The organism is Marinomonas dokdonensis (assembly GCF_052747885.1).
In genome coordinates, this window is the sequence record NZ_JBRAND010000001.1 from 732,093 (window position 1) to 745,612 (window position 13,520).

Here is a 13,520-nt window from a genome sequence, read left to right on the forward strand (position 1 = left end):
TTGCTTGCGGCACTAACATTTTATGTAGCAAATAATAATAAGGACTTACATGAAAATCACCCATATCAAAAGCCATCACTTAAGCCACTCTTTGGAAAAGCCCTTTGAGTCCGCTTCCATGACCTTCACCTCCAGAGAGCATTTATTGCTAGAGATTCTTTGCGATAATGGCTTGATAGGCTGGGGAGAATGTTTGGGCAACCCGATTGTGAATGCCGCCTATATCAAGGCCATGACACCATTGTTGATCGGCAAGAATGCCCTAGACATCGAACCTATCTGGTTACATTTGTATCACACCTTCCGCGACCAAGGGCAGCGTGGCGCCACACTCAATGCCATTAGCGGCATCGATATTGCCCTTTGGGATCTGGCTGGTAAATTCCACCAATGCCCAATCCAACAATTAATGGGCGGGGCGTTTCGTCAACGTATTCCCGCTTATGCCACTGGTGGCTTTCGAATGATTGGGGAAGATCGCATCACTAGCTTACTGACGGAAATTGCCGAATATAAACAAGCTGGCTTTGAGGCGGTGAAAATCAAAATAGGTTTTGGGGTGGCTCTAGATGTGGCCTCTATTCGTGCTGTTCGAGAATTTCTAGGGGACGACATTGAACTCATGATAGATGCCAATCACGGTTACGATCATATTGATGCCGCGCGGGTGGCGAATCAGGTAGCGGATTGTGACATAGCCTGGTTCGAAGAGCCCGTTGTCCCCGAGGCTTTGTCCAGCTATCACAAGCTCAGAACTAGCCAAAGCATTCCTCTGGCTGGAGGAGAAACTTGGCACTCACGCTGGGGCATAAACGAAGCCCTCAAACAAAACACAGTGGATATCTTACAACCAGACGTCTGTGGTGTGGGTGGTCTGAGCGAAGCAAGAAAAATCCTCACCTTATGTGATGTTCATGGGGTTCGCTGCGTCCCTCATGTTTGGGGCACCAGCGTTGCATTGGCCGCATCCTTGCATTTTCATGCCATCATTCCTCCTAGCCCAACTTCCCCTGGCAGTGCTTCCCCGCGATTTGAGTTTGACCAAACTCACAATCCTTTTAGAGCAAGTATCGTCAAACAGCCTTTTACTCTGGATAATGGCTGCTTAAACGTACCCACAGGGCATGGCTTGGGGATAGAAATCGTTCGTGATGAACTTGAAAAATACGCAGCAAAAACACCATCCTAGGAGATGACATGAGCCGTATCTTATCTGGCAAAGCGCCCAACATAGCGTTTCCTAAAGGCAGTATTGATAGCCATTGCCACGTATACCATAAAGATTACCCAGCACAGCCCGGCGGCCCAGATGTGCCGACTGATGCCCCAAGCCTCAATGAGTATCGTCAGCTGCAAGCTTGGCTTGGGCTAGAAAAAGTCGTCTTCACTCAGCCAAATGCTTACCAAGCCGACAACACTTGCTTGTTAGAGGCTTTGAAAACTGTGGGCGACAATGCCCGTGGCGTGGTGGTCGTGACGCCAGAAACCACAGAAGCACAACTGCAAGCATGGCATGAATTAGGCGTTCGCGGTGCGCGGATAATGCAACTCCCTATGGGGGCGGTAAAACTTGCGGCGTTAAAAACCATTGCTGACAAAATTAAAGCATTTGGTTGGAGCTGTATCGTGCAGTTTAATGGCCAAGAAATTCTTGAGCATGCGCCTATATTAAACAACATAAATAATAATTATGTTATTGATCATCACGGAAAGTTTTTACCTCCCGTAAAAATAAGCTCACCTCAGTTTCAGCAGCTACTTAAATTAATAGATAAAGGAAATTGTTATTATAAAATCGCGGCCTGTTATGAGAGCTCTCAATCGGGTCATCCTTATTATGAGGATATAGCCATCATGACGAAGCATATTATCCAATATGCACCTGAACGAATAATTTGGGGAAGTAACTGGCCTCACGTCTCGACCACAGCTGAGCTTGCCCCTAACGACGCAAGTTTATTGGATACTGTGATGAGCTGGATACCAGATGAGAAGACTCGACAGCGTATATTTGTCGATAACCCTTTGGACTTGTACTGGGGAAAATGACTAAAAAATCAGCGAGTTAGAACATAGGTACGACATTTGAATCGTTTGACAAACCGAATACCATGTACCTATCTCGGCCTTTATCTTTTGCTTGATACATGGCCATATCCGCTTCTTTAAAAGCGCCATCAATAGTGGTTGATGCGCTTTTTACATCAAGGGAAATACCTATGCTGACGGTAAAGAAGATTTTCTGATTGTTATAATCCACGCCATGCATTCGAGTCTTGGCGCATATCTTTTCAGCCAACTCTTCTGCTTCCACATAACGGGCATTAGGCATGAGAACGGCAAATTCTTCGCCTCCCAATCGCCCCACCATATTCGGGCTTTTGGCGGACTCAAGTAAGATACGGCCAAATTCGGCTAAGACTTTGTCCCCGCAGTCATGGCCATATTGGTCATTAATCTGTTTAAAATTATCCAAATCCATCACCAGCAGAGCAAAGCTTGAAATATCTGGCACAAGCAGTTCATCTTCTTGGGAAAGAATTCGTTCGCTTTCTTTGTAAAAGTAGCCGCGGTTAAAGGTCTTGGTCAGATCATCTATCTTGGCAATCTTAGCCATTTCTAGCTCAAGTTGATCAACTTTGAAAAAAAGCCCAATCAAATACCAGGACAGCATGGGGGTAACAAGAAAGGTAATAATGACAGCAAGGGAGACGATCAGCCAAACGTCTTCAATAAAGGGGTGATAGACCTCGAAGCTATAAATCAGAATAAAATCTAAACTACAGGCCAATAAGGTAGCGCAAAGAGTGAGAATCATCACGAAGGGTACTCTACCGAACCCTCTTAATTTCTCTCTAATTACAGATACCATTTATTCCCCAACTCGGCATTTAAGTATAAAAGCCATTCAATTTTATTAAAACGTTTGTCGATTAAACCTTTATTGCCTGTGCAATATTAATTCTTATATATGATAAATCATATTAAACCTTTTGTGCTATAAGAATTAATACTATTTGTAACTTACTTTTATTTATAAAAGTCTTTATCCAAGTCGTATTTGCGCATTTTATCGTACAAAGTTTTTCTCGGCAGACCGAGGGATTCCATGGTGCTTTTAATCGAGCCTTTTTGCCTTAACAATTCCTGCTCTATTAAGGTTTTTTCAAAACGCTCCACCTGCTCTGGTAAGGTCATTACGCCTGGGTTGTTTTCATTGATAATAATCTGGTCAAACTCAAACGAGCCAGCCTCTCCCATTAATACATAACGCTCCGCGAGGTTTCTTAGCTCGCGCACGTTTCCAGGCCATTCATAACTTAATAGACTGGACATTCTCGCAGCGGATAATGGTTCGGATTCACGCTTGTATTGAGCGGTCGCCACCAAACAAAAATGTTGCCATAACAATGGAATATCTTCCGTACGCTCCCGTAAAGAAGGAATATCCACTCGCACCACATTTAGCCGATAGTACAAATCTTCTCGGAAGGTACCGCTTTCACTCAGCTGTTTTAAATCCACCTTGGTGGCTGCCAAGATACGCAGGTCTAAATCGATCGCCTTGTTTGAACCGAGTCGCTCAACCCTGCGCTCTTCCAACACTCGTAATAAACGTATCTGCATGGACATGGGCATACTCTCGATCTCATCGAGAAATAAGGTGCCCCCATTAGCATGTTCGAGCTTGCCGATTCGCTGGGATTTAGCATCCGTGAAGGCACCTTTTTCATGACCAAATAACTCGGATTCCATAATAGAATCGGGCACTGCTCCACAGTTGATCGCCACAAAGCTATTGCCACGACGGGAGCTGTGCTCATGAATATAACGAGCCACCAGTTCCTTGCCTGTGCCGGTTTCCCCCTGTACGAGAATGTCCGCGCCAGTGTCAGCCACATGCAACAGTGCTTGTCGCAAACGATGAATACCGGGGGTGTTACCAATAATTCGTGGGCCCGGAGCATTTTGCGCAGCTAGCTCTAAGCGTAGGTTGCGGTTTTCTAAGGTCAGTTTACGCTTTTCACTAGCACGACGAACCACATCTAAAAAGTCCTCATTAGAAAAAGGCTTTTCAATAAAATCATAGGCCCCTTCTCGGATGGAGCTTACCGCCATGCCAATATCACCGTGGCCGGTGATCAGAATAAACGGGATTTCTGGATCAATTTTTTTCACTTCATCAAACAGCACCAAACCACTTTTGCCGGGCAAGTTGATGTCACTGACTATGATGCCCGACCAGTCGATGGATATCTGCTCTATCACTCCCTGTGCATTGGAAAACTCATTTACCTCAAAGTCTTCCAATTGCAAAGTTTGTGATATGGCCATGCGTACCGACGGCTCATCATCGATCAAAATCACTTGATCCAACTGTGGCATTACAACTCCTCTTTATTGGCAATTAATGGCTCGAACCGCGGTAGGGTAACACAAAATTCCGCCCCGCCCTGCTCAAGGTTATGGGCGCTGATTTGTCCGCCCATCACCTCAACAATACGCTGACTAATGGACAAACCTAAACCCAACCCTGCACCAGAAGATTTAGACGTAAAGAAGGGCTCAAACAGATGCTGCTGGGCTTGTTCACTTAAACCATTCCCCGAATCTCGAACGCAAATGGCGACCTTACCTTCTTCAACTCGCTGTACAAGCTTCACACATTTCCTATTTTGCCCGTCTGCTTGAGACACCTCTTCCACCGCATCAGCAGCATTGGCCAAGAGGTTGACCAAGACTTGTTCTAAAAACACCATGTCGCCATTAACAAACAATTCTTTGTCTTGACCTATGTCCAGCTCAATATCCACTTCTTTATAACGGGGAGCCATGATACGAAAAGCCCCTAAAATCGCACTGTGTACGGCAATAGCCCCTTGCTGCACATCCCCTTTGCGAGCAAACACTTTGAAACGTGCGATGATGTCCCCCATGTGATGACCAAGCTGTTTGATGTGTTCAAGATTGGCTTGGGCTTGGCTGTAGTTCTCACGGGCCAAGAACTTCAAGCCGTTATCCGCAAACGCTCGTATGGCCGTTAGGGGTTGGTTTAACTCATGGTTTAACCCGGCACTCAATTGGCCTAACACCGCCAGTTTCGCCGTTTGGATCAACTCCCGCTGAGTATCGCTGTGCTGTTCGATTTCTTGGCGCAGAAGTTTGTTGGTTTGCTCTAGCTCGAAGGTTCGCTCCAACACACGGTTTTCTAGTTCGTTACGAGCCGCAGTAATGTCCTGCTCATAGCGTTTACGCTCAGTCATATCATGGACGGTCACCAAATAACTGCGTCGATTCGGCAAGCGCATTTGGCTCAAGGTGATTTCCACAGGAATAGCTTGTTGCTGAAGATTCTGTAATTGCCCCTCTAAGGTGAGTGCGGAGGAATCCAGTAACAAACTTTGTAAACGATCCGCCGAGGCTGGGGACGCTGCATCCACAAGTAAATCTGTGGGTTTAAACAAGGAATATAAGGGCTGGCCAACTAAGGGTGACAAAGGCTGACCTAATAATTTTTCTACCGCAGGGTTAAATGATTCGATATTGAAATTTTCATCTAGGGTGACCAGACCCGCTTGAGTATTTTGAATGACTTCACGAATATAGGCCTGATTATGGCGAGTCATTTCATTAGCATCATCTCGCTCACGCAACATTCTTGAGCGCAGTAACGCAAGGCCAACCAACAAGCCCGTTATGGTAACACCACCGGCAAATACCGCTCGGCGCAAGGCGATTTCTTCGTTAATAGCGTTTAAAGGGGATAAGGTTGAGATTTTAAAACCCAGTAATCGAATCGGACGGCTCATTTGCAAATAGGATCGACGTTTGGTGATGCCATTAGTGTCTTTTTCTAGTACATCAATCACATCAGCATCTTCATCAAACACACGTTTATCGACCACAGCCAGTTGCTCTATGGTTCGATCTCGGTAACGTTTACTGTCGATGATACGTTGCAGTTCCCCGTCAGTTAGCTCCCCTTGCACCTGATACAGCCAATCTTTGTTGGAACTACTAAAGACAATGCCATCTGGGTCTAGTAACAAAAATTCGTAATGCTGATTGGTAAAACGCTTCTCGAACTGGGTCAAATCTACCTTTACGACCGCGACCCCAATAATCGAATCCCCTTCATAAACTGGGTAGGAAAAATAATAGCCTCGACGATTCGACATGGTCCCTAGGGCATAATAACGTCCGGACTTACCCGCTGCGGCATCTTGAAAATAGGGACGAAAAGAAAAGTTTTGCCCGACAAAACTGGTAGTTTGACGGTAATTAGAGGCCGCAATAGTGAGGCCATCGGGATTAATAATATAACTATCAAGCGCTTCTGTAATGCGGTTGATCTGCTCTAGCTCGCGATTTAATTGATTAATATCGGATTCCAGCCCATCTCGAAGTGCTTTTCTAACTCTGTCATTAGCGGCCAACAAGGTAGGCATGTGTTGATACTTGGCTATTGCACTTTCCAGTACATTGGCCAATTGATCAAGCTGTTCCGTCGAGTCTGTTTTTAAATCTCGAATTTGTTGGGTACGAAGGGCCTCTCCCCCTTGCCAAATAGCCACCAAAGCACTTGCCACGACCACAAAGTACAAGAAAAACAAACGGCTTTTCGTCATCGTCAAAGATAACCAAATTTTGTTTAAACTGAATATATCCTTCAATGGGGTAACCTTATTGTTATTAAAATTGATTCAACATAGACGATTGCATTCATATACATATTAAGGCATGTTTTACAGTAAGTGTTTTAAATCATCAGTTATGGAACTTTTTTTGGTTGTAGGGCGCAAATGCATTCAATCGGTATTCATTGCACAACGATAGACAGCCTCCTCGAGGAAATAAAGCACCACGCGCCACCAGCGCTTATACAAATGTACGGCACATTAACCATTGCTCAAGCGAAGCTTTGGGCCGATCAGCTAAAGCGATACTATCCAGACGCTTGCCGTATTGGCATGGCCAGCGAACGCCATATTTGTAACGGTCTGATCAAAGAGTCTGGTGTGACCTTGATCCTTTCTTATTTTGACAGCTGTCAGTTTGTTCATAATATTCATCCTTACCAGCCTGAGCAGCCAAGCCAGTCCGGCGAAGCCCTGTTTTCGCCTTTCTTGAGTCTTGATGGTCCTCACCATAGCACGGGGTTTTTAGTCCTAATGGACTCTCAGTATGATGTCAAAGATGACTTTTTTGATGTTACGCGAGAGTACCATATCAGCCTGAGCGGTGGCCGAGCGGGCTATGGCGACCATAAAAACAGCTGGTTATTATACCAAGATAATTTATACCAAGATCATGCTCTGTGTGTGGGCTTTATAAACCCTACCATGGCAATGCAGCGCAACGCTTTTGTGGATAACATTGCGATAGGGCGTCACATGCTGGTGACATCCAGCGAAGGCCACACCTTAAAACAGATTGACCATCTACCGGCACAACAAATTTACCAACGCTATTTATCTAATGGCGAACACATTACCCTGCCGCTGATAAACCGTTTCGCTTTAAGAAGTGTTAATGACGGCATTGAGATTAATGCCGTCCCCCTAGATTGGGCCGATGAGGGTGGACTCGTAATGAGTGAACCTCTTCCAGAAGGCGCTCACGTTCAGTTTATCTACTTCCACCCAGAGCAAGCCTTACACTCAGCTGTGCCAGAAATCCAACGCCTGAACGATAATGATCCAGAAAGCATTATGGTATTTAACTGTATGGGTCGAAACGACTTCCAAGGGGAAGTGGCCAGCAATAAATTGGCTCTGCTCAATCAAGTACAACCAGTACATGGCGTCTACTGTTATGGTGAGTTCTTCTCGTCTCAGTTTGGTGCCAGAGGTTTGCAACATGCATTAACCTACGTTGCTTTTAAGGAATCTAATGGCGCTAAATCTACCCTTAGAAAAGTCATTCGTGCTCCTGACAGCAGTGACTCTTTAGTTCCTATGTTCAATCTGATCAACAATACATTTCAGGACATCAGCCAAGAACGAAAATCCATTGGCGTTGAGCCACCAGATCACTTCCAACAAGACTGGCTATATGATCTACAAACCGGCCTGTTAAACCGCTTTTCTTTAATCCGTAACCTCACCAATCATGAGGACACTGAGCATCTAGCGGTTATTCGCATACGAAACTTCCGCCTTATTAACCAACAATATGGCTACAGTGCTGCGGACAATGTATTGGCGCAACTGGCGCAATATTTAAAATTCTTTTTAGGGGTGAACTCGGTGGGCATTGAGTTCACCTGTTATCGCCTTTCAGCCAATGAAGTGGCAGTAGCCATTGATAGCTCTATTTCCTCAAGAAGAGTCATTCGACTATTTCGTGGCATAGCAGAAGATATCGAAAGCCAAGAGTTTTTAACCTCGGAAAAAGTCGAAAACTTGTTGAGTTTAAGCCTTTCTGTGGGCCTTGCGTCGAGAAATGATTTCAACGGTGAGTCTATTTGCCCGACTTGCCATCTATTGATTAAAGCCAGTGAAGCCAGACGCTTTGCCCAAATTAATAGCCAGCCAATTTTTTGGAGCGGAGATCTACCGACTTCCGTTAGCCATGACGAAAATCTCGATTGGATTCAAAAAATCCGTAAAGCCTTAGAAAGCAACGATGTCATGGCGTATTTCCAACCTTATTACGACAGTAAAACAGGCCAAGAAATCGGTGCTGAAGCGCTCTTGAGAGCGAGAATAGATGACGCCATAGTGAGCCCTTTTATGTTCTTAGAGCTCATTAAACAGACCCAGCTTTACCCTAAAATCACCCGTACCATGCTGAGTCAATGTGAGCGAATTCTTCATCAACACCCACATACTCATATAGCCCTTAATCTATCGGTACTGGATTTTAAACATCAAGATACCCTAAAAGCTTTGCGTCACTTTTTTAGGGATGAACAATTTAAAGGCCGAGTGACTTTAGAAATTACCGAATCTGAGTCTATTCAAGACTACGACTGGATTAGCCCATTAATTACGGAATTCCGCCAAGCTGGGGCGTTATTGGCAATCGACGATTTTGGTGCTGGTTATTCGAACTTAGAGAAGCTCATCGCTCTGGATCCAGATATTCTCAAGCTCGATGGTTGTATCATTAAAACCATCGATACAGATGAAAAGTTGCAGAAGTTGGTTAAGCACATTAATAATCTGGCCCATTCTTTGGGCATAAAAACCCAAGCCGAATTTGTTCACAATGAAGCGGTATACACTAGATTAGTGGAAATGGGAGTCGATTATTTACAGGGCTATCACTTATCCAAGCCAGTTAGCGAAGCCACCTGGCTAAATAAATAGCTGAACAAGTAGCTAAATAAATAGCACCAAATAACGAGAGCAATAGCTCTCGTTATTTTCTTTATGCTCTATCATGGGCGAAGGGTAAAACCTTCTTAATGTGATCTTTTTTACCCAATAGCATAATCAGCCTGTCCACCCCAAGAGCAACCCCTGCACATTCTGGTAGCCCTGCTTGCAAGGCACTAATTAAGCGTTCATCAAATTGACGCTCAGCCAAGCCCATTTGCTGACGTTGTACTTGGTCCTCTTTAAAACGCTGTTGCTGCTCTTTGGCATCGGTTAATTCATAGTAGCCGTTGGCCAGCTCCATACCTTGCCAATACAGCTCAAAGCGCGCAGCGACCATTTGCCCACTCTCTTCCTCTTGATGCCTAGCCAGTGCCGCTTGGGAAGGAGGATAACTGTGAATAAAACACGGGTTCTGCTGACCTATGCGCGTTTCAATTACCGAAGAGAACAAAAGCTCTAGCAGGGTATCTCTATCTTGTTCCTGCAAACCGTATTCCGTATGTTGATGGGCCAGTTGCTGTAGTTCACCCAAAGGGGCAGTAAATGGGTCGACTGCAAGATGATCAATAAAGGCCTGGCGATAACTGAGTCGTTCACAGATCAAGGCATCATCCGCACTTAACAAACGCAGCAACTGCTCCATTTCTGCCATCAATTGCCAGTGATCAAAACCAACTCGATACCACTCTAACATGGTGAACTCAATGCTGTGACGACGGCCAATTTCTTCGGCGCGAAACACCTTACCCAGCTGATAAATAGAACCACTGCCAGCACTTAACAAACGTTTCATGGCAAACTCAGGAGAGGTTTGCAGGTAGTAGGTAAGGTCTTGCCCCACACTACGAGTATGACAAGTTAGCACCTCAATATGTGGGTCAGTAATGCTCGCCAAAGATAAACACTGGGTATCCACTTCCATGACATCTAGCTGATCAAAAAAAGCACGAATTTTTTTTAAGACCGCAGCACGAAACTGCAGAGTTGTCAGGTCAGCACTGGGTTGCCAAAGGGAAGTTTGATACATAAGGCGAGCTCAAAAAATAAAACCCATGATAGCAAATTGGCTTTTAGATATTTAGCTTAGAAAATATTAATTTGATCGCTGCCAAGGTAAAAAAGGCGGCAAAGATACCATCAAACCAAGCCTTTAATCGAAAGTAGCCGTTGCGCATCACCCCATGGGAAAAGAGCCAAGCATAACCTAGGTTAATCACGGCACTTTGTAGGAACAAGAATCCAATAATCATCATCAGCTCTTGAGTATTTATCGTGCTGGGGACACCTAAAGAAAACAAAGCCCCTAGAAACAAGATGGCTTTCGGATTAGTCAAATGTAGGCCAAGCCCTTTAGCGTATAACTTAGCAAAACTCCCTGCTGAAACCTTCTCTAGGGTAATTTTACCCTTAGCAGACATTGCACCACGACAAGATTTATAAGCTAACCATATAAGGTACGCAGCCCCTAAATAACGTAGCGTTTCAAAGAGCCAAACATTGGCCGCCAATACAGCACCTAAGCCAAAGCCTGCACATAGAGTCCAAAACAAAGAGCCTGTTAATACACCTAAGGCTATGGCTACACTGGCGATACGGCCTTGCAACATGGCCGCACTGGCAATGGTTAATGTGGCAGGCCCGGGGCTTGCTTGAGCAACAAAAGCCCCCAACAAAATCAGTCCATATTGCATACTATCCATTGCCTTGCTCCTTATCTATGCTTAGCTCGTAGCCATGTTTTTAATGACCTTAGGCAAGGTCATCTGGCTTACAAAAAGCCCCATCAAGATTAATATGGCAGCCACTATTTCCAGCAGACTAATGCTTTCATCGTAAAACCAATAGCCACCCAAAATACCAAAAACCGGTACCAATAAAGTCATGGGGGCAACACTGGACAATGAATACTTCATAATCATTTTATTCCACAGCCAGTAACCAAACAAAGTAGTGGGATACGCTTGGAATAACACAGAGAATAGCGTCCAGCCACTAAATTGTTGAGGCAAGTTGGTAATGGCGTCTGAGCCATGGAAGGTCAATGCTATAAGTAACAGCGGCAACGGGGCAAACGCCATGCCCCAAATATTAAAGGCGAACACTGAGCGAGTATTGGCCTTTTTTAAAATCAGCCCATTCACACTCCAGAAGGCTGATGCCGCCAGCACCAGTATTAACCCTTGCACACTGATAGCCCCATCTGTGTCCCACACGATGAGTAACAAGCCGATGATAGCCAGTGCAGCTCCCAGTAGCTTATTTTTGGTAATGGTTTCATCCAACAACCACCAGCCGATTAACAAGCCACTCACCACACTCATATCCAGTAGCAGGGAAGCCATTCCCACTGACATGCCTACATCTAGGGAAAGCGTGGTTAATCCCCACACTCCCACCCCAAAACTTAACCCATAGGCGATAAGATAGCGCCAAGCGACATTTGGTCGCTTGATAAAAAATATTAACGGCAGCACAGCGCAACTAAAGCGCAATGCGGTCAGTACCAGCGGGTCGATATCATTCACCCCTAGCTTAATGACACTAAAATTAAATCCCCATAGGGCCATCAAGGCGAATAGTAACCAAAAGTCTCGTTGTTTCATGTCTTGCTCTCAGGGTTAGTGGATAACCCGGTTAGTATGCTAAAAACAACAAAAGGTGTGCAGATGCAATTTTTTATAAAAATTAGAGTACAATTAATACATACCTAACTTAGTGGTGGATAAATGACCCTCTACGAAAACCTTGCTCAGCGCTTTATCAGTGATATCAAAGCACAAAAGTTGCCGACCGGCAGTCGCCTACCAGCCCTGCGTGTCATCTGCCAGCAACATAAGGTCAGCATGACCACAGCCACCAGAGCCTATGACTATCTACAACAAGCAGGCTGGATTTATGCTCAGCCTCAATCAGGCTATTTTGTCTCGCCGCAAGCGGATGCGTACCAACAAGACCACGCGCCAGCCGCCCACGTGTCCCTCGATAAAATGGAGCCTAGAGACCCAAAGGATTTTGCGCCTCTCAATGGCTATAACCCAACCTCGGCTTTGTTTACTCCTCTTGGCACCTCAATGATAGCCCCGCAGCTGCAACCCGCAGAAGCCTTACAGCGCTGTATCAAGCGCGTTACGCGTCGAGCAGGTCAGCAGCTCTTTGAATACCCTGACCCTCAAGGAGAAATAGCCCTAAGAAGCGCACTAGCGCAGCATTTCCAAAAAGAGCATTTTGCGTTTCTGCCACAAGATTTGGTGATTACCAACGGTTGTATTGATTCCGTCCGCATTGCCATCGAAACCCTCACTCAAGTTGGCGACACCATTGCCATTGGCTCCCCATGTTTTAGTGGCTTGCTGGATCTGTTGGTAGGGCTATCACGCAATGTCATCGAAATTCCCCTTGGTTCAGACGGACTGGACCTTGAGTATTTTGAAAGCGTGTTACAGCAAGGTTTGGTCAAAGCTTCTTTGTTTAGCACCTCTAATATCAACCCCACAGGGCAGACTTTGAGTGTGAAACAGAAACAGGCTCTTGCTCAGCTTGCCGCTCGCTATCAGATTCCCATGATAGAGGACGACATTTATTTCGAGCTGAGTCATCAAAATCTCAGCCCCTTGCCAAGTAAGCATTGGGACAATCAAGGCTATGTGGTGTGGTGTGGCTCTGTGTCTAAAAGCCTCGCGGCGGGAATGCGGCTTGGCTGGTGCTTGCCCGGGCAATACCTTGAGTCTTATCGTAAAAAACAAGTAGCCACAGGCTTTGGCGTAAACGGCTTAATGCAGTCTGCCTTGGCAGAGTTTATCAACACTGGGGAATATCAAAGTCATGTGAATAAAGTCCGCCGCCTACTCGGGGCACAAATCCACGATTATCGACAATTCTTAAGTTTGAACCTGCCTCAAGAAACAAAAATCAGCCTACCTCAAGGAGGTATAGTGCTCTGGCTACAGATCCCTAATCTCAATACGCTTGAACTAGAACGACAAGCGAATCAAGCGGGCATCGATATGCGTTCTGGGGCCTGCTTTAGTACCCATGATGTTTATCATGACTGTTTGCGGATTAACTGTGGCTGGCCCTTGCAAAACACTGTTGATAAACACAGTAGTTATCAACAATTGCAAAAGTTATGTGAATTGATTAACACCTTGGTTTAGCACCACTTCCTTGCTGCAAAGGCCAATAATGGCCTCTGCA

General features: G+C 45.3%; 10 protein-coding genes. 4 read left to right on the forward strand and 6 right to left on the reverse strand.

Annotation, left to right across the window (positions count from 1 at the left end):
- The first annotated feature begins 49 nt into the window (after window positions 1–49).
- Window positions 50–1,189 (forward strand): mandelate racemase/muconate lactonizing enzyme family protein, encoded by a 1,140-nt coding sequence (locus ACUM5Y_RS03445; RefSeq protein WP_445975451.1) that lies wholly within the window; start codon window positions 50–52, stop codon window positions 1,187–1,189.
- An 8-nt stretch (window positions 1,190–1,197) separates the two neighbouring features.
- Entirely contained in the window at window positions 1,198–2,049 is an 852-nt protein-coding gene (locus ACUM5Y_RS03450; protein WP_445975452.1) for an amidohydrolase family protein, read from the forward strand.
- A gap of 16 nt (window positions 2,050–2,065) precedes the next feature.
- Here the strand turns inward: ACUM5Y_RS03450 and ACUM5Y_RS03455 are convergent, their stop codons facing one another.
- From ACUM5Y_RS03455 to ACUM5Y_RS03465, 3 genes are all read right to left on the reverse strand, one after another.
- Window positions 2,066–2,818, reverse strand: coding sequence for a GGDEF domain-containing protein (locus ACUM5Y_RS03455; protein ID WP_445975669.1), 753 nt, complete (start codon window positions 2,816–2,818; stop codon window positions 2,066–2,068).
- 212 nt (window positions 2,819–3,030) lie between these two features.
- Window positions 3,031–4,386: a sigma-54-dependent transcriptional regulator gene (locus ACUM5Y_RS03460; RefSeq protein ID WP_445975453.1), complete on the reverse strand. Its 1,356-nt coding sequence runs from the start codon at window positions 4,384–4,386 to the stop codon at window positions 3,031–3,033.
- Complete coding sequence (locus ACUM5Y_RS03465; protein ID WP_445975454.1) at window positions 4,386–6,629, reverse strand: ATP-binding protein; 2,244 nt, start codon at window positions 6,627–6,629, stop codon at window positions 4,386–4,388. Before ACUM5Y_RS03465 ends, ACUM5Y_RS03460 begins: the two co-directional genes overlap by 1 nt.
- 174 nt (window positions 6,630–6,803) lie before the next feature.
- Between ACUM5Y_RS03465 and ACUM5Y_RS03470 the strand changes: the two genes are divergently transcribed.
- On the forward strand, window positions 6,804–9,314 hold the full coding sequence (locus ACUM5Y_RS03470) for a bifunctional diguanylate cyclase/phosphodiesterase (RefSeq protein WP_445975455.1): 2,511 nt from the start codon (window positions 6,804–6,806) through the stop codon (window positions 9,312–9,314).
- 61 nt (window positions 9,315–9,375) lie between these two features.
- Here ACUM5Y_RS03470 and epmA read toward each other — a convergent pair whose 3' ends face one another.
- From epmA to ACUM5Y_RS03485, 3 genes are read right to left on the reverse strand one after another with little or no spacing between them, the layout of a single operon-like run.
- Window positions 9,376–10,353, reverse strand: coding sequence for an EF-P lysine aminoacylase EpmA (gene epmA / locus ACUM5Y_RS03475; protein ID WP_445975456.1), 978 nt, complete (start codon window positions 10,351–10,353; stop codon window positions 9,376–9,378).
- Between the two features lie 43 nt (window positions 10,354–10,396).
- Window positions 10,397–11,026, reverse strand: coding sequence for a LysE family translocator (locus ACUM5Y_RS03480; protein WP_445975457.1), 630 nt, complete (start codon window positions 11,024–11,026; stop codon window positions 10,397–10,399).
- A 21-nt stretch (window positions 11,027–11,047) separates the two neighbouring features.
- Complete coding sequence (locus ACUM5Y_RS03485; protein WP_445975458.1) at window positions 11,048–11,929, reverse strand: EamA family transporter; 882 nt, start codon at window positions 11,927–11,929, stop codon at window positions 11,048–11,050.
- Window positions 11,930–12,052: 123 nt separating this feature from the next.
- Here ACUM5Y_RS03485 and ACUM5Y_RS03490 point away from each other — a divergent pair, with 123 nt between their 5' ends.
- On the forward strand, window positions 12,053–13,480 hold the full coding sequence (locus ACUM5Y_RS03490) for an aminotransferase-like domain-containing protein (RefSeq protein ID WP_445975459.1): 1,428 nt from the start codon (window positions 12,053–12,055) through the stop codon (window positions 13,478–13,480).
- Window positions 13,481–13,520 lie beyond the last annotated feature (40 nt).